14 protein-coding genes are annotated in these 16,358 nt (G+C 67.0%); 7 read left to right on the top strand and 7 right to left on the bottom strand.

What is annotated here, in order from left to right:
* Positions 1-26: 26 nt before the first annotated feature.
* Positions 27-422: a DUF3499 domain-containing protein gene (locus ACWGQ2_RS00975; protein ID WP_452013391.1), complete on the bottom strand. Its 396-nt coding sequence runs from the start codon at positions 420-422 to the stop codon at positions 27-29.
* Between the two features lie 111 nt (positions 423-533).
* Between ACWGQ2_RS00975 and ACWGQ2_RS00980 the strand changes: the two genes are divergently transcribed.
* Complete coding sequence (locus tag ACWGQ2_RS00980) at positions 534-1,040, top strand: metallopeptidase family protein (protein ID WP_452013394.1); 507 nt, start codon at positions 534-536, stop codon at positions 1,038-1,040.
* Between the two features lie 11 nt (positions 1,041-1,051).
* On the opposite strand, the gene ACWGQ2_RS00985 is transcribed toward ACWGQ2_RS00980, so the two are convergent.
* From ACWGQ2_RS00985 to ACWGQ2_RS00995, 3 genes are read right to left on the bottom strand one after another with little or no spacing between them, the layout of a single operon-like run.
* Entirely contained in the window at positions 1,052-2,668 is a 1,617-nt protein-coding gene (locus ACWGQ2_RS00985) for a DUF5719 family protein (protein WP_452013396.1), read from the bottom strand.
* Positions 2,668-6,177: a glycosyltransferase gene (locus ACWGQ2_RS00990; protein ID WP_452013399.1), complete on the bottom strand. Its 3,510-nt coding sequence runs from the start codon at positions 6,175-6,177 to the stop codon at positions 2,668-2,670. Before ACWGQ2_RS00990 ends, ACWGQ2_RS00985 begins: the two co-directional genes overlap by 1 nt.
* A 29-nt stretch (positions 6,178-6,206) precedes the next feature.
* Positions 6,207-6,755 carry a WhiB family transcriptional regulator gene (locus tag ACWGQ2_RS00995; RefSeq protein WP_452013402.1) on the bottom strand — a complete coding sequence of 183 codons (549 nt, stop codon included), beginning with the start codon at positions 6,753-6,755 and terminating at the stop codon, positions 6,207-6,209.
* A 257-nt stretch (positions 6,756-7,012) separates the two neighbouring features.
* Between ACWGQ2_RS00995 and ACWGQ2_RS01000 the strand changes: the two genes are divergently transcribed.
* Positions 7,013-7,720 carry a TIGR03089 family protein gene (locus ACWGQ2_RS01000; protein ID WP_452013404.1) on the top strand — a complete coding sequence of 236 codons (708 nt, stop codon included), beginning with the start codon at positions 7,013-7,015 and terminating at the stop codon, positions 7,718-7,720.
* On the opposite strand, the gene ACWGQ2_RS01005 is transcribed toward ACWGQ2_RS01000, so the two are convergent.
* The gene (locus ACWGQ2_RS01005) at positions 7,698-8,252 is read right to left on the bottom strand and encodes a GtrA family protein (protein WP_452013406.1); all 555 of its coding nucleotides are present in this window, start codon (positions 8,250-8,252) and stop codon (positions 7,698-7,700) included. The genes ACWGQ2_RS01000 and ACWGQ2_RS01005 overlap by 23 nt on opposite strands.
* Before the next feature lie 178 nt (positions 8,253-8,430).
* On the opposite strand from ACWGQ2_RS01005, the gene ACWGQ2_RS01010 reads away from it, so the two are divergent.
* The 4 genes from ACWGQ2_RS01010 to manA all read left to right on the top strand — a co-directional run bounded on the left by ACWGQ2_RS01010 (position 8,431) and on the right by manA (position 13,135).
* Positions 8,431-9,603 (top strand): 5-(carboxyamino)imidazole ribonucleotide synthase, encoded by a 1,173-nt coding sequence (locus tag ACWGQ2_RS01010; RefSeq protein ID WP_452013408.1) that lies wholly within the window; start codon positions 8,431-8,433, stop codon positions 9,601-9,603.
* Positions 9,600-10,127: a 5-(carboxyamino)imidazole ribonucleotide mutase gene (gene purE / locus ACWGQ2_RS01015; protein WP_452013410.1), complete on the top strand. Its 528-nt coding sequence runs from the start codon at positions 9,600-9,602 to the stop codon at positions 10,125-10,127. Before ACWGQ2_RS01010 ends, purE begins: the two co-directional genes overlap by 4 nt.
* A 9-nt stretch (positions 10,128-10,136) precedes the next feature.
* Positions 10,137-11,750 (top strand): LCP family protein, encoded by a 1,614-nt coding sequence (locus tag ACWGQ2_RS01020; protein WP_452013412.1) that lies wholly within the window; start codon positions 10,137-10,139, stop codon positions 11,748-11,750.
* A gap of 65 nt (positions 11,751-11,815) precedes the next feature.
* A complete protein-coding gene (manA, locus tag ACWGQ2_RS01025; protein WP_452013414.1) occupies positions 11,816-13,135 on the top strand; it encodes a mannose-6-phosphate isomerase, class I in 1,320 nt (439 codons plus the stop codon).
* 32 nt (positions 13,136-13,167) lie between these two features.
* Here the strand turns inward: manA and ACWGQ2_RS01030 are convergent, their stop codons facing one another.
* On the bottom strand, positions 13,168-14,193 hold the full coding sequence (locus tag ACWGQ2_RS01030) for a lipid II:glycine glycyltransferase FemX (RefSeq protein ID WP_452013416.1): 1,026 nt from the start codon (positions 14,191-14,193) through the stop codon (positions 13,168-13,170).
* A gap of 117 nt (positions 14,194-14,310) precedes the next feature.
* Between ACWGQ2_RS01030 and ACWGQ2_RS01035 the strand changes: the two genes are divergently transcribed.
* Entirely contained in the window at positions 14,311-15,165 is an 855-nt protein-coding gene (locus tag ACWGQ2_RS01035) for a tryptophan-rich sensory protein (RefSeq protein ID WP_452013418.1), read from the top strand.
* 79 nt (positions 15,166-15,244) lie between these two features.
* Here ACWGQ2_RS01035 and glpX read toward each other — a convergent pair whose 3' ends face one another.
* Positions 15,245-16,285, bottom strand: coding sequence for a class II fructose-bisphosphatase (gene glpX / locus ACWGQ2_RS01040; protein ID WP_452013420.1), 1,041 nt, complete (start codon positions 16,283-16,285; stop codon positions 15,245-15,247).
* Positions 16,286-16,358 lie beyond the last annotated feature (73 nt).

The raw sequence follows: 16,358 nt of genomic DNA on the forward strand, positions 1-16,358 counted from the left end.
TAGCGTGCGGAGCGGCACGGCTTTGCCTAGCTGGGTTCGCTGACTTCTTCGCGCAGTACACGAAGGTGGGAACGCCGTGAACCGGGGATCTCCGCCGGGGGTTCCAGGGCATGCTTGCCGCTGCGGCGTCCGGGCTCTTCGGCTGCGGGGGCTTCCTCCGCTTCGCGGACGGCGTCGACCAGGGCTGAGAGCTCATCGGGGCCCGGGCTCCTCGGGAGTGTGCCGAGGTCCAGGCGGAGCACTTCCCAGCCCCGCGGTGCGGTGAGCCGCTGCGCGTGGAGTTCACACAGGTCGTAGCAGTGGGGTTCCGCGTAGGTTGCCAGCGGACCAAGGACCGCGGTGGAATCGGCGTACACGTACGTCAAGGTAGCGACGGCGGCCTGCCGGCACGCTGAACGTGAACAAAGACGTAAGGATCCCACGGGTCAATACTCTACCCCCGCCGCATCCGGCAGCCGGTGCAGCCACGCCGGTCCTCCCCGCCCGGAAACATGGCCTCCCCGAGGCAGGCGGCGCGGGCTAGAGTAGGTGCCATGTCTCCAGGATCTTCCTCACGGATACGGCTCGACGGCGGATCCGGCGCCGGAGAGCCCGAGCCTGCGGTGCCGCGCCCATTCCGCAGCCGGCGCCGGAACCGCCACGGGCGCGGGCTGCGCGGAGAACTGCTGCCGGCGCATCTGGCCGGGTCCCGGACACGTGCCGAACGCTTTGATGACTGGGTGATGGAATCCGCTGAACGGCTGGAGCGTCTCTGGGGCGAAGATATCCAGACCTACCAGTTCATCGTCCAGGAGATCCCGGACGGCCTCGAGGAACTGGTGCGCCGCGGCGGTTCAATTCCGCTGGCTTCCTCCAGTCCGGGCCTTGGCCCCAAACCTCCGGTGATCACCATCTACCGCCGCCCCGTCGAATCAACAGCACGGGGGCTGGTACCGGTGAATGAACTTATCCACGACGTAGTGGTGGAGCAGCTCGCGTCACTGATGGGTATGGATCCGGAGTCCATCGACCCCACCTACGGCCGGTTCCGGCCGCTGTAGGCCCCGGCCCGCTAGTAGCCGATGCCCACCTGGACGGAACGGCTTCCGGAAGCGCCCTCCGGCAGCGGCAGCACCGAGATGCCGGGGCCCTCACCGGTAACCAGCTGCGCGCCATAGACAGCCTCTCCCACTGCGCTGACCAAAACCGCTGCCAGTTCCCCGCTTCCCATGTCCCGGGACTGCAGCGTCACGGTCCTGCCTTCGGGAATCTGAACGGTCTTCTCCTCCTGCAGGGTTCCGTCGGTTCCCAGTGCACGGACCCGGATCTCGGCCTGGCCGTCGGGCGCGGTCAGGACCAGGGAAGAGCGTCCGCCCGGGACGGAGACCGCCAGGTGTTCGCTGCCCAGCCTGGCATCGGCGGGTGCAACCGCGAGTTCCACCCGCTCGCCGGGGCCAGTACCACGGCTGAACACGGCCGCCGCTGCCACTGCCACATCAGCTGAAAGGTCCAGGGAGTAGGTTCCTTCGGGGAGCTCGGCCAGCGGAATTTCTCCGACTGTGCCGGCCGGCACGCTGAAAACGCCGCCGCCGGGAATTTCCACCTCACCCTTTTCGCCGAAGACCCGAAGGTGGACGGAGGCGTCCGAGGTTCCCGGAACCGCAACGGTCAGCACCGGGGAGACCGATTCGTAGCCGGACTGTTCCGCGAGTTTCCGCGTAGTCTCCGGGGACTGCAGAGCGACTCCGGTGACCACCTGCCGTGGAGCCGGAGCAGCGGTGGGTTCAATGATTTCCACTCCCCCGGCGGTGAGTCCGCGCAGGATGCTCTGTTCGATGAATGCGCTGACCGGTCCGCCGGAGCTGCGCACCCGCACCGCTGCTGAATCCTCGCTGGAGGCCAGCCCGGCAAGGACTATGGACCGCGTCTCACCGGGAGCAACCACAATTCCGCGGCTGCCGCCGGTCTCGATCCTGCCGTCGGCGCCAAAGATTTCAAGGTCCACGGTTGCCGGAGTCGCAGAGGGGTTGTTCAGCCGCAGCACAGCGGTGGCGCCAACCGTGGTCCGTGCTCCCAGCAGCCACATGTCGTTGGAGGGTGTCTGGCAGTTGGCGGCGGCAAGCCCTGCCAGATCTCCGTCCGAGGCGGTGTAGCCCATAACGGCGTTGGCCACGGCTTGCTGGTCTCCGCTGGGTTCAGCTTCGAAAGCGGTAACTGAGCTGACGGTCTGGTTAGCCAGGACTCCGGCCAGCCGGGTGCCTGCCAACGGAACCTCAGTGTCTTCTTCCAGAGCCGCTATGGGCGCTCCGGTGCCAAGCTCGGACAGCGACGCCGGCGCCAGGGTTGTCCCTGTACCGCCTACGACGGCGGTGGTGACAGCGGTGGAAGCTGATTCGGATACGGGGCTGAACTCTGCGTCCACCGATGTGACGTTTCCGGCGAGCAGCCGCAGCGGTTCCGGGCAGACACCGGTAAGCGTTCCTGCGGGCACCTCAGTTGCCGGCGGAGCTGCAGCCAGCTCGGTGCGCGGCGGGGCAGCAATGGCAGCAGCAGCCACAAGGGCTCCGGCGGTTCCGAGCAGCACACTGCCCGAGAACACGGCATAGGCAGTCCTGCGGCCCGCAGCCCTGCGGCTGCGTCCCTGGGCACGCGATGACCCGCCGCTGGATGTCCCGGTGGGATCGGCCATCAGCGCACTCCTTCAGACGAGTTCTTCTTCACCGCTGCGCCCGGTTCCGCTGCGGCAGCCTTTTCAGTACTTTCTTTGGCAGCGCGCTTCCTTCTCCGGGAAGCTTTGTCCCGCCGAACGCGTGGCCCGGGACGGGCATCCTGCGCCAGGGCCGGTTCCTTTTTGCGCTCCGGCACGGGGACCGCGCGGTCCTCCTCCTCAGCGTCCGGGGCTGCAGCCGGGGCTGGGGCGGCAGGTGCACGTACCGGTCCCTGGCGTCCTGGAAGCCGGATGATGCCGGAGCGGGAGGGCGTGGGAACGGCCAGCAGGACCGTCAGTCCAAACACGATGACCTGCACGATTCCGGCCCATGGTTCCCAGGGACTCGTGTAGCTGACCGTGAGTTTTCCGCCTTCTGCGGGGAGCTCAAAAGCCTGTGCCCAGGCATCTGTGGCCGGTTCCAGCGCCTTGCCGTCCAGGCTGGCCTGCCACCCCGTGTCCGCACGTTCAGCCAGTACCAGGCGCCGGCCCTCGGGCCCCGCCGGGATTTCGGTGTCAACGGTGGCCGGGTTGGAGGGAACCAGCTCAAGGGTCTGGCCCCCGGCGTCGACGATGCGGACCCGTGAGGTCTGCCCGGCAACAGTTTCGGTTCCCTGCTCATCCAGTGTTCCCGTTACCCGCCAGAGCCATCCGGAGCCGGTCTGGCCAACTGCGGTCAGGCCCGGAACGGCGTCCAGACGGTCGGCAAGGAGTTCGGCCGCAGTATCCGAGGTCTGAAGCACCACAAAGCCGACGCCAAGCCGGGTAAGGTCCTCACGGGGATCCACACCTGTGCCGGCGGTGATCACCGCGACGGCGCCGCGCAGGGCAGCGGTCGCCTCGTCATCCGGGGCGAGGGTTTCATCTCCGACGGTGCCTTCGACGGCGCGCGCCGCGTAGGCCGCGCTCAGCCCGTCCAGGGTGCTTCCGTCAGCACGCATCAGCGTCGCCGTTATCTGGTCTTCCGGGCCCACGGCCAGCACAAGTGAGCGTGTCTGGTCCGCGCTGTTGCCGCGGTCTGCTGCCGTCGCGGGAAGCACCCTCGGGTCTGTGGGCCGGATGGCAAGCTGCGTTCCCGGCTGCACGCCGCTGGTTTCTGCGGCAGCTGCCGCACCGGTGGCCTGTGGAATGGTCCAGGCTGCCAGGCTCGCTGCGGGTCCGGCACCAAGCAGGAGGACAACGGCAACGGCGCCCGCTGCTGCGGAGCGCCCGGCGGGCCCGGTTTCCTTTTTCCGTCCGGCGAGCACCGCGTCCAGGGCAGGCAGTGCTGCACAGAGCAATGCAAAGACTGCGGCGGAGACCAGCGGGCCGGGGAACGGAGTCACCATTGCTGAGGCTGCACTGCCGGTCACGAGGTAGGCGGACGCTGCGGCCAGGGCCAGCGCCGCCACAGCCATCAGCCATCCAAGGCGCGCCGTGCCAGCCGGCTTGGGGAGGAACAGTGCCGCCGCCGAAAGCACAGCAAGCGGTCCGCCGACCAGCAGGGCAAGCACGAGCGCCCACGGACCGTCAGGCAGGAAACCGAGGCCTGCCACCGGGTCCCCCGCGGAAAAAGCAACGGGGTAGCCAAGAAGCTGCTGCCACAGCGCAGCCGGGGCGAACGGAAGCGGAACACCCGGATCTGCGGCAGCGGCGCGCAGGTTGCCGGACGTGGAAAGGACTACGGGCAGCAGAAGGGCCGCCGGGGCAAGCAGGGACCACCATAGGGTCCGGGCCCGGGAACGCAGGCGCAGCGAGAGCACCAGGACAAGCAGCACGCCGAGGATAAACAGCAGCGGAGCGCTGGCAGTCAGGACGGAGAGCAGCAGTCCGGCAGCCGCAGCAGCGGTCCAGCTCGGAACCCCCTGGACACCGGGCTTGCGGGGAGCCTGGATCTGGTCGGCCGGGGTCCGGGCCTGGTGGGCGGCGGTTCCTGCACCTACGGCACGTGCCATGGCGAGGACCGTCAGCGGCAGAATGATGTGCGCGATCAGCGCTCCCAGGCGTCCCTGTCCCAGGGACACCTGCAGTGCGGGAAGGGTGCCCCAGACCATGGCCGCCCAGAACCTTGCCCCGGGCCGCCGGGTCAGGGCGCCGGAAGCGAACCAGGCGCTCAGGCCCGCCAGAGGCATGGCCAGCAGGACAAGGACCACAACGGCAGCGTTGGCGTTCCCCAGACCGGCTGCGCCGAGCAGCCACAGGACATAGTCAAAGGGGTCGCCGTGGCCGGGGTAACCGGCGCCGACTTCGCTCCACCAGCTGCCGGCGTTGGCCCAGATGGCAGAGAGAGTGCCAGAAACGGGAAGCAGCGCGCCTCCGGTTAGGGCAGGTGCGCCAACTAGCCGGTGAAGTCCGGCCAGGGAGGCAGCCGCGAGGATCAGGGCAGCCGCCAGGGCGCCGGCGCCCGACCAGGCCCGTCCGGGAGCAGCGAGGGCGGCGAAGTCGTCATGGGCGTCGCCGCTGGGTTCATAGGCGTGTGCGGCGCCGGCTGCCTGGGTCTGGTATGCGTTCGCAGCGGCATCAGATTCGTGGACTGACCTGCGGTGTTCACGGACTTCCCGCGGAGTGGTTACCAGCGCGCGGACGGTGCTGCGGGGCAGCCTGCGGGTAGCCGCGGCCCTGCGCCGGGAACGGTAGAGATCAACGGGCCGCAGCACCGCAGCAATACTGGAAACAAGGGAACCCGCAGCGTACCCGGGGTCCTTGGCCAGCATGCCTAGGAAGAATCTGCCGAATCCGCCCAGGACGGCTCCCAGTGCCAGGAACGGCACCTGCCAGCCGGGCGCGTGCTTGAGGCGCAGGAAAACTTCGGCCTTGCGGGCGGCCCGGGCCGTAGCGGCCGGGTTGGGCCGGCTACCGGCGTGCCGGATCCGGGCCGAGGGAACCACCACCACCCGGTTGCCTGCAAGCCGGTTGCGCCAGCAAAGGTCTATGTCGTCCCCGGTGCCGGGAAGGGCGGGGTCGAAGCCGCCCAGGGCGTCCCAGGCGTCACGCCGGATCAGCATGCCGGCAGAGTTCACCGCGAAGATGTCGCTGCGGGAGTCGTACTGTCCCTGGTCCAGTTCATCGACGTCGATCATGGTCAGCCGCTCAGCCCAGCGGCTGATGGACACCCCGACGTCGATCAGTTTGCGCGGGTTGTCCCATTCCACCTGCTTGGCTCCGGCAATGGTCACCGAGGGGGCCAGTTCCACCGCACGCAGCAGCTGCGCCAGCGCACCGGGGTCGGGGGCGGAATCGTCGTGGAGCAGCCAGAGCCATTCCTGCGTGGGATCCGCGGATTCAGCACGCTGCGGCAGCTGCTCCAGTCCTGCTTTGACTGCGGCGCCGAACCCGGACCGGGCACCGGCACCGGTTACTGGGCTGCCTACTGGAAGCCCCAGCTGGAGCAGCGATGCGGAGGAGTCAGTCGAGCCGGCGTCAACGCCGACGCAGAAGTCCGCGGGACGGGTTTGCGCGGCCAGCGCGGAGAGTGTTTCGGGGAGGTACTCGGCACCGTTGTGGGCTACCACTACGGCACATACACGGACGTGCGAAAGAATTAGACTGCCTGCTTCCGAAGCCGGCGGCGTTCCCGCTCGGAAAGTCCGCCCCAGATGCCGAACCGCTCATCGTTGGCCAGCGCGTACTCGAGGCACTGTGAGCGCACAGTGCAGGCAGCGCAGACTTTCTTGGCATCCCGGGTGGATCCGCCCTTTTCCGGGAAGAACGCTTCCGGATCAGTCTGCGCGCACAGCGCGTCCGCCTGCCACCCAAGTTCGCTTTCATCCGCGTAGCCGTCACCAATACCGGGCAGGCCTATCCAGACCGGCCGCTGCTCTGTTTCCGCCGGGGCGGGAAACAGGGAGATGGGAGGATCGAGGAGGTCTTCACCGCTCTGGGGTTCACCTTCGGCAAGTGCTTCGTGGGCGGCAAGGAAGGCTGTGGCAGCATCTTCGAGGCTGCCCCCGGCTCCTTCCCGGAAACGGTCTGCTGCCTGCGGGTCAGCAGGGTCGACGTACCAGTCTCCGGGCACGCCGCGTGAGCCGTAACTCTTTGAAGCCTGCGCCTGGATGTCCGGCCGGCCCTGAATCTTCTCTGCTTGCCCCATGGAGTCCTCCCGGTGTAAATGCTCCAGCAGCGGATATCTGGATTCACCCAGGCGACAATCAGCCTGCTGTGAACGCATGTAGGTCATGGTTTGCTGGAACAAATCCGTCCCCTAATTACACGCGTGTAATACGGTCACGTCAAGCTGTTTCGGCATCCTATAGAGTCGGAACCGTCTCCCGGCGGCGCGCCACGCCGGAAATTTTCCTCCGGACGGTTCCCGCAGCCCGGCCCCACCCTACCGAAAGCGAAAACGCAATGACGGTCAACCCGGTTCCCCGCATACTGAACACGCTCAGGACAGAGCAGGCAACCTCGCCGGCCCTGATCTGGTACGGACCGAATTCCGAACGTGTTGAGCTTTCCGGCAAGGTGCTGGACAACTGGGCAGCCAAGACCTCCAACTACCTCGCTGAAGAACTCGATGCCGAGCCCGGCACCGCCGTCGAACTTGATCTGCCGGTCCACTGGAAGACACTCGTCTGGGCACTGGGCGCGTGGCAGGCCGGCTGCCCAATAGCCCTATCGGCAGCAGCCCGCGCTCCGGTTAGGGCGACGGCGGATAATGCTGAAACCCGGAACCCGGGCGAGCTGGTGGCGGCAGTGGCACTGCCGTCCCTCGCCATGTCCTGGCCGGGCACCCTGCCGGCCGGAACCAGCGACTACGCGGCCGAAGTCCGGGCCTTTGCGGACACTTGGACCGGCCCGGACTACAGCAGTGAACCGGCCGAGGCGATTACCGGCACAACACTAGAACCGGGAGTTGCGTTCAGCGCCCTGACCGGCGCGGAAGAGCTTCAGGGACAGACTGTGCTGGCCCCGGCGGAGGCCGGCATTCAGCGGATCCTGGGCACTGCCCTGGCCGTGTGGGCCAGGGGCGGAACGGTGGTGCTCACCGGCGAAGGCGTCGAGCCCACCGAGCGGATGCTGGCCGCGGAGAAGGTTACTGCTCGGCTTGGGGCCTGACCGGCTTGGCCGGCTCTGCCGCGGGTTCGGCAGCAGAGTGGGCCGGGTCCACGGTTAGCTCCATGGCACGTTCTTCGGCCTCGGCGTCGCTTGCAGAGTTGTTGAACACCCAGTACCGATAGGCGAAGAACCGGACAACTGTGGCGACGCCGATGCCTATGACCCCGGCCATAAACAGCGTTCCGTTGTCCGTGATGCCCATGGGATAGCGGGCGATCCAGGTGAACCCGGTGGAGATGAAAATCCCGATTCCGTTGATCAGGATGAACTGCCCGAACTCGCGGGCTACGTTGGACTGACGGCGGTGGCGGAACGTCCACCAGCGGTTGGCCACCCAGGAGAAGATGGTGGCGATCGTCGCTCCGGCGAACCGCGCCTTGGCCGGGCTGCCCTCCATGACCGTGTGCATGAAAATCCAGGTCAGGCCGTTGTCCACGACGAACGCGACGGCGCCCACGGTGCCGAACTTTGCGACCTCGCGCCAAAAAGCGGACGCCAGGGACCTGAGCCAGGAAATAAATGATCTGATCATGACCCTCCGAGGCCACTCATGTACGCACGGGGATTCCCGCCGGACGAAGGAACTGCCGCGCTATGGCACGGCAGAGAGAACCCACTTTACCTTCCGTTCCCGGAATTTGATCCTCGCTGCCCGTGTTTGGCCCGTGACACAGGGCGGGAACTTCGCGCAGCTTCGGTAACCTGTAGACGTGAGATTTCCTATTATCGGCGTTGTTGGAGGCGGCCAGCTGGCCCGGATGATGGCCCCGGCGGCCACCGAACTCGGGTTTGAGCTGCGGGTCCTGGCAGAAGGCCCGGATGTATCCGCTGTCCCCGCTGTAGCCAATGCCGTCGTCGGCGACTACACCGACTATGAGACCCTGCTGGCCTTTGCCCGCGGTGTGGACGTCCTGACGTTCGACCACGAGCACGTACCCGGAGAGCACCTGCGTGCGCTGGCCGGCGAAGGCGTTAACGTCCAGCCCGGACCGGACGCCCTGCTCCATGCCCAGGACAAGCTGGTCATGCGCGCGGCAGTGGACCGCCTTGGCCTGCCGAATCCCCGCTGGGCGGCAGTTTCTTCGGTCGCGGATCTGATCGACTTCGGCAAGGCATCCGGCTGGCCGGTGGTGCTGAAGACGCCGCGCGGAGGTTATGACGGCAAGGGCGTGCGCATCATTGACGACGCCCCCGCAGCCGTTGCAGCCGGCGACTGGTTCACCGGCACACCCCTTCTGGCGGAGGAGAAAGTTCCCTTCACCCGCGAACTTTCCGCGCTGGTTGCGCGCACCCCGGAGGGCGAAGCTGTGGCCTGGCCCGTGGTCCACTCGATCCAGGTTGACGGGGTCTGCGACGAAGTGATCGCCCCTGCCCAGGACCTGGCACCGGAAACCGCCGCAGCGGCAGCCGAGGCAGCGCTGCGGATCGCTGCAGAGCTGGGAGTCACCGGTGTTATGGCCGCTGAGCTCTTCGAAACGCCCGGACGCGGCCCGGGGTTCCTGATCAATGAACTGGCAATGCGCCCGCACAACTCGGGGCACTGGACCATGGACGGATCCGTGACCGGGCAGTTCGAACAGCACCTGCGCGCCGTGCTGGGCCTGCCCCTGGGCAGCACCGCACTCCTTGGCGGCGTAGCCGTGATGAAGAACTTCCTCGGCGCACAGAACCCGGACCTGTACCTTGGTACCCGGCTGGCCCTCGCGGCTGAACCGGCTGCCAAGGTCCATAATTACGGCAAGACGGTGCGTCCGGGGCGCAAAGTCGGCCACGTAAACGTTGTTGGAGCGGCCGCGGCAGACCTGCCTGCTGTCCGGCGAAGCGCCGAACGGGCCGCCGCGATCATCCGCGACGGCCGCGAACCGAATGAGGAGAAGGCATGAGCACCGCCAATAAGCCGCTGGTCGGCCTGGTCATGGGGTCGGATTCAGACTGGCCTGTCATGGACGCAGCCGCCGCGGCGCTGGCCGAGTTCGGCATCCCCTATGAAGCCGACGTCGTCTCCGCCCACCGCATGCCGGCCGAAATGATCGCCTACGGCCAGGAAGCCCACCGGCGCGGGCTGCGTGTCATCATCGCCGGTGCCGGCGGTGCCGCCCACCTGCCGGGCATGCTCGCCTCCGTGACTCCCCTGCCCGTCATCGGTGTACCCGTGCCCCTGAAGTACCTGGACGGCATGGATTCACTGCTCTCCATTGTCCAGATGCCGGCCGGTGTCCCCGTTGCCACCGTGTCCATCGGCGGTGCCCGCAACGCCGGACTCCTCGCCGTGCGGATGCTGGCTGCGGGCACCGATCCCCTTGCTGCCGGCCTGCAGCAGAAGCTCATTGATTTTGCCGGTGAACTGCGCCAGAGCGCCATGGCCAAGGGCGCACGCCTGCGCACTTCGGTTCCGGAAAGCGCATAGGGCGCGCGGATGAGCAGGAGCGCAGCAGGAGCATCCGGGAGCGTCTATACGGACCCGGTCCGTTATCCGCAGTCAGCATCACCGCGGCTGCGCAGCAAGCGGGCCTTCCTGCTGCTGTTCCTGACGCTGGTGCTTCCCGGGTCGGCGCAGATTGTGGCCGGGGACCGGCGGCTTGGCCGCATGGCCCTGCGAATCACGTTCCTGGTCTGGGCCGCTGTCATTGCGGTGGCCGTGCTGGCGCTCACCAACAGGATCCTGCTGGTGAACATCTTCACCAACCGCTGGGGTTCCTTCCTGATCATGGCCGCGCTTGCCCTGCTGGCCGTGGGCTGGGCCCTGCTGTTCCTGAACACCTTCCGCATCATCCGTCCGCCACTGCTGCAGCGGAATGTCCGACCCGCCGTTGCCGCGGCGATGGTCGTGCTGATGGCCGTCACCAGCGGCGGGCTCGGCTACGGGGCCTGGCTGCTGAACGTCAGCCGGCAGACGTTCGACAACATTTTTGCCTCCGGCCCGGCCTTTGACCCGGTGGACGGACGCTACAACTTCCTGCTGCTGGGGGGAGACGCCGGGGCCGACCGCACCGGACTACGCCCGGACAGCATGTCCGTCTTCAGTGTCGACGCCGATACCGGACAGATCGTCACCTTCGGGCTGCCCCGGAACTTCCAGAACGCCCAGTTCACCGATGATTCCCCGCTCTGGCAGGTTTTCCCCGAGGGCTACAACTGCGGCGACGAGTGCATCCTGAACAGCCTCTACCCGGTGGTCACGGAGCAGTACGCAGACCTCTACCCGAACTCCGAAGACCCCGGCGCCGAGGCGATGATGGACGCTGCGGGCGGCATCCTCGGCCTGGAAATCCAGTCCTACGTGATTGTGGACATGGAGGGTTTCTCCACTCTGATCGATGCAATGGGCGGCGTGAAGATCGACGTCGGCGGCTGGGTTCCCATTACCGCGGCGGAAATCCCCGGCACCAACCTGCACTATCCCCCGGACGGCTGGATCGCCCCCGGCGTCCAGACCATGGACGGCTATACGGCCCTCTGGTACGCGCGTTCACGCGAATTCGTCACCGATTACCACCGCATCGCCCGCCAGCAGTGCGTCCAGCAGGCCATGGTGGCGCAGCTGGACCCTGCCACCCTCCTGACCCGTTTCCAGGCGATTGCCTCGGCCGGTGAGCAGGTGGTCCACACCGACATTCCGCAGGACCAACTAGGCAGCTTTGTGGACCTTGCCCTGAAGTCCAAGAACCACGAGGTCCAGCGGATGACCATTGGTCCGCCGGACTTCGGGACCGCAGCGGACAACTTCGTCACCTACCCTGACTTCACGCTGATCCATTCCCGGGTTCAGGAGATGCTCGCCGAAACCGATGCCGCGGCCGAAGCAACACAAGAGCAGGCACCCCCGGCCCCGGTGGACGACGGCGCGATCGGCCAGGACGACCCGGCTGAGCCGGGGGCACCGGAACCGGCTGCACCTGCCGAGCCCGAGCCCGCGGCACCGGCGAGCCCGGACATCACCGAAGAGTACCTCCAGGAACTGGCCCGCCTGGGCGACACAGCTACGCTGGGCATGCTGCTGGACAACAACGGGAACTGCAGCGCAGGCTGACCCGGACAACCTTCTTCACCTGCGGTCCGCCCGCCGGACTGCCGCCAAGCATCGAAGAGAGAAACATGTATCTGCTTTCCGGAACCCTCCGTCCCTACGCCTGGGGATCCCTGACGGCCATGGCCGAACTTTTTGGCCGCGATCCCAGCGGGGAGCCGGAGGCCGAGCTCTGGTTCGGCGCGCATCCCGGCGCCCCCTCGCCCGTGCTGGGGGAAGAGAACACCAGCCTCGATGAACTCATCGCCCGGGATCCGGAACGGCTGCTGGGAAGGGAGAGCGTGTCAGTGCACGGGGAGGTTCTCCCGTTCCTGGCAAAGGTCCTCGCAGCCGATTCCCCGTTGTCGCTCCAGGTACATCCCACCCGCGAGCAGGCCGCGGCGGGTTTCGCGGCGGAGGAAGCTGCCGGGGTGGACCGCGCCGCAGCCGACAGGAACTACAAGGACTCCAACCACAAGCCGGAAATGGTCTTCGCGCTGACTGACTTTGAGGCCCTGTGCGGGTTCCGGCAGCCCGAAGAGGCCGCGCAGCTTTTCCGCAGCGTGGCCCGGCTCATTGAAGCCGCCGGACATCCCGCGCCGGCGCTGTTCACGGAAACGGCGTCGGACCTGGAGTCGGGACGTCCCGAATCTGAACGGCTGGAGAGCGTCTTCCGGCGCCTGATCAGCGGCGGGGACGAAGTCCGCGAGGCAGTCACGGCTGCTGCCGGGGCGGTACGTTCAACCGAGGGCACCGGGCGGGACGGGCTGGACCCGGCTGTTACCGAACTCGATGAACTTGAGGGCTACTATCCCGGTGATCCCGGCGTGCTCATTTCGCTGCTGCTAAACCGGGTGTCCCTCTCCCCCGGTGAAGCTATTTACCTCCCCGCCGGGAACATCCATGCCTACCTGCGCGGCCTGGGTGTGGAGGTCATGGCCTCCTCGGACAACGTCCTGCGCGGCGGCCTGACGCCGAAGCACGTGGACCTGCCGGAGCTGTTGAAGACCGTCGAGTTCCAGGCGCTGGGAGTCCCCCGCGTCGAGGCGGAACGGACCGGTCTGGGCCAGGAACTGTACCGCCCGCCATTCTCCGAGTTCTCGCTGCAGCGGCTGGAACTTGCCCAGACCGCCGGCTCGGAAAGCATGTCGGCGGCGGACGTTCCGCTGCTGCAGAACGGACCCACGCTGGTCATGGCGCTGCGCGGTTCGCTGGTACTTGATTCCCCGAAACAGGACCTGATCCTGAACCCGGGAGACTGCGCCTTCGTTCCCGCTGACGAGGCCCCGGTGATCGCCAAGCTTGCCTCCCACTCAGCCCAGCACGACGACGGCGCGCTGGCGTTCGCAGTCACCGTCGGGTCAGCGGCCCCGGCAGCGGACCCGGACGCGCCGACCCTGCGGATCTAGTACCGGGGACCGGCAGGAGCCGATGCAGGGGCCTAGCGTCCCAGCCGGCTCCGCAGGGCCCCGATGCCGCCGCGGACCTTCCGCAGCGCCGTCTTGGCCAGCGGCAGCGCATTGGTGAAGACCGGATAGAACGGGGACAGCGGCAAGTCCCAGGTTCCGGCCAGCATGTTCTCGTGCTTCGCCCAGCCCATCTTGAACTTGGAGACGCCGTCGTTGAGCAGTCCGTTGAAGTCGTAGCGAGTGATGCCGCGGGCCTTCATCTCCTGGATGGCCAGCCATTTCAGGGCATAGTTCGCCCGCAGCCGTTCACCTTCTTCGCTCATCCCGCCGTACAGTTCGAAGGCAGTGAAGCCGCTGGCGGAAAGCCACAGGAACGCCACGACGTCGCTGCCCTTGAACGCGGCGTAGACCGGCGAGTCAACGCCCAGGTTGTCGAAGATGTCCAGGTAGTAGCCGTCTTCGTGAATGCCGAACCCGGCGCGTTCGGCCGTCTGCTTGTAGACCTCCAGGCACTGCGAAAGCTCTTCGCGCCGGACCGCCCGGTACTCCAGTTCCTCGCGGCCGGACTTGCGGATGTACTGCCGGTGCTTTTTGCTCATGGCACCCAGCAGCTCCTCCTCATCCTGGCTCAGGTCCAGGATCAGGGTGCGCGGGATCAGAATGGTGTTGGTGCTGGGCCGGAAACCGGCGCGCGGCAGCGCGGCAGCGGCGGGTGAATCCGCATCCCAGTCCGGTTCGACGGTCAGGGCCACTGCATGGTGCTTTGCCTTGGCGTAGGCGGCAACGGCGGCGAGCAGTTCAGTTTCACGGCCCGGCTCTCCCTGCGGACCACGCGGAATGTAGGCGAGGGCCCGGAAAGGGAACGGCAGCCTGCGGATGAGCAGCTGCGCCGTACCGGCAACGGTGCCGCCGTCGGAGAGCAGCAGCCGTTCGGCCTGCCAGCCGTGCTCGGCTTTGGTCTTTCCCCAGCCCCACAGCTGCTGCGGGTGCCCGTTGAACTGGTTGACGAAGCCGTTCCAGGTTGCCGGGTCAGTGCAGGGAGTAACGCTCAATGTCATGCCAACTAGCCTACGTGGAAGCCGGCACCGGCATCGAACGCGCGGTTGTTATGGACCTGAAACCGGACGCCGCCAAAAAGCCCGGAAAATAGTAAGCATGCTTTGTTAGGCTCGAATATGGCTACTTCGACTCCCAGCACATCCAGTCCATCCGAACCGGCGGGTACGGACGCCCGGGGTTCACAAAGCTACTCGGGCAGGGACCTCGCCCGGCAGCTTACGGTCACCGTGTCCTTCATCATCTGCATCGTCGGGTCAGTCATCGGCGTTGGAGTCTTCGGCGGCACCCCCATCGCCGAGGCCGCCGGCGGGGCGCTGAGCGCTGACGCCACGTATCTGGCGCCGGCCAGCCCTGCCTTCTCCATCTGGTCCGTGATCTACACCGGACTCGGTGCGTACACCATCTACCAGTGGCTGCCCTCGCAGCGCGCCTCCGACCGCCAGCGCCGGCTTGGCTGGCTCGTGGCAGCCTCGCTGATCCTGAACGCCGCCTGGATCCTCAGCGTGCAGGCCGGCTCAGTTCCGCTCTCCGTCGTCGTCATTGCAGCGCTGCTCGTGGTCCTGGCGCTCACGTTCGCCCGCTATGCGCGAAGCCGCCCGGACAGCCTGCTCGGCGCCGTCGTCGTCGACGGAACGCTGGGTCTGTACCTGGGCTGGGTCTGCGTGGCGATCTGCGCCAACATTGCCTCGGCCCTGACCTCCGGAGGCTTCGACGGCTTCGGCCTGGACCCGGTCATCTGGGCCGGCATCGTGCTGGCGGCGGCGGCCGGCGTCGGCGTTGGCCTGGCGCTCTACGGCCGGGGCCGGCTGGCACCGGCGGCTGCCCTCGCCTGGGGTCTGTCCTGGATCGCTGTCTCCCGGGTGAACGGTGAGCTGCTCTCCACCCCGACGGCGGTGCTCGCCGCTGCGGCAGCCGCCGTCGTCGTGATTGCCACGGTTGGTGCCCGGTTGGCGGAAATCCGCCGGAACTAGCGCCCACGCCATGAACGGAGGGTCCGGACAGTGTCCGGACCCTCCGTTCGTCAGTTGGCTCAGGCTGGCGCCTGCCGGCCTAGCGCAGGCGGGCGTAGGACTCCCACTTGTGCGACTGGTGCTCGCCGTCAACCACGCGGATGGTTCCGGACTTGGAGCGCATCACGATCGACTGGGTGAGCACACGGTCCTTCTTGTAGCGGACGCCGCGGACCAGGTCGCCGTCGGTGATTCCGGTGGCGGCGAAGTAGCAGTTGTCGCTGGTGACCAGGTCGTTGGTGGAGAGCACCCGGTCCAGGTCGTGTCCGGCGTCGACCGCCTTCTGCTTTTCCTCGTCCGAAGTCGGCCACAGGCGGCCCTGGATGACGCCGCCAAGGGTCTTTACGGCACAGGCGGTAATGATGCCCTCAGGGGTGCCGCCAATGCCCATCAGTGCGTCAACGTCGGTGCCTTCGCGGGCCGCTGCAATGCCGCCGGCGACGTCGCCGTCCATCAGCATGCGGGTGCGCGCACCGGCATCGCGGATTTCCTGGACCAGCGGCTTGTGCCGGTCCCGCTCCAGGATCATGACGTTGAGCTGGTTGATCTTCTTGCCCTTGGCCTTGGCGATCAGGTGCAGGTTCTGCTTGACCGGCAGGCGAAGGTCCACCATGTCCGCGGCTTCGGGACCGGTGACCAGCTTCTCCATGTAGAACACGGCGGAGGGATCAAACATGGTTCCGCGCTCGGCGACGGCCAGCACGGCCAGGGCGTTATTGATGCCCAGGGCGGTCAGGCGGGTGCCGTCGATCGGATCCACGGCGACGTCGCAGAGCGCGCCGGTGCCGTCACCCACGTGCTCGCCGTTGTAAAGCATGGGAGCTTCATCCTTCTCCCCTTCACCGATGACCACAACGCCGTTGAAGTGGACCGTGGAGATCAGGGAGCGCATGGCATCCACCGCAGCGCCGTCGGCTGCGTTCTTGTCGCCGAACCCGACCCAGTGGCCGCCGGCAATGGCCGCGGCTTCGGTGACGCGGACCAGTTCGAGCGCGAGGTTCCGGTCCGGCTCGTCGTCGCCGACTGCCAGAGCGGGTGAAAGAGTTGAGTACTGGGCACCTTGGGACACGTCTAACCTCATCTTTGAAATTCGGGCTGCGCCGTCTGGAATTGTCCGGGGTTGCTTCAGAAGACAGTTCCAAACAGCGGGCCCG

The sequence above is a fragment of the Arthrobacter sp. NPDC055585 genome (assembly GCF_053619115.1).

Coding starts and splice junctions, on each gene's coding strand:
- manA (WP_452013414.1), top strand. CDS start 11,816: ATGTATCTGCTTTCCGGAACCCTCCGTCCCTACGCCTGGGGATCCCTG.
- ACWGQ2_RS01035 (WP_452013418.1), top strand. CDS start 14,311: ATGGCTACTTCGACTCCCAGCACATCCAGTCCATCCGAACCGGCGGGT.
- purE (WP_452013410.1), top strand. CDS start 9,600: ATGAGCACCGCCAATAAGCCGCTGGTCGGCCTGGTCATGGGGTCGGAT.
- ACWGQ2_RS01030 (WP_452013416.1), bottom strand. CDS start 14,193: ATGACATTGAGCGTTACTCCCTGCACTGACCCGGCAACCTGGAACGGC.
- glpX (WP_452013420.1), bottom strand. CDS start 16,285: ATGAGGTTAGACGTGTCCCAAGGTGCCCAGTACTCAACTCTTTCACCC.
- ACWGQ2_RS01005 (WP_452013406.1), bottom strand. CDS start 8,252: ATGATCAGATCATTTATTTCCTGGCTCAGGTCCCTGGCGTCCGCTTTT.
- ACWGQ2_RS00980 (WP_452013394.1), top strand. CDS start 534: ATGTCTCCAGGATCTTCCTCACGGATACGGCTCGACGGCGGATCCGGC.
- ACWGQ2_RS00995 (WP_452013402.1), bottom strand. CDS start 6,755: ATGGGGCAAGCAGAGAAGATTCAGGGCCGGCCGGACATCCAGGCGCAG.
- ACWGQ2_RS01000 (WP_452013404.1), top strand. CDS start 7,013: ATGACGGTCAACCCGGTTCCCCGCATACTGAACACGCTCAGGACAGAG.
- ACWGQ2_RS01020 (WP_452013412.1), top strand. CDS start 10,137: ATGAGCAGGAGCGCAGCAGGAGCATCCGGGAGCGTCTATACGGACCCG.
- ACWGQ2_RS00985 (WP_452013396.1), bottom strand. CDS start 2,668: ATGGCCGATCCCACCGGGACATCCAGCGGCGGGTCATCGCGTGCCCAG.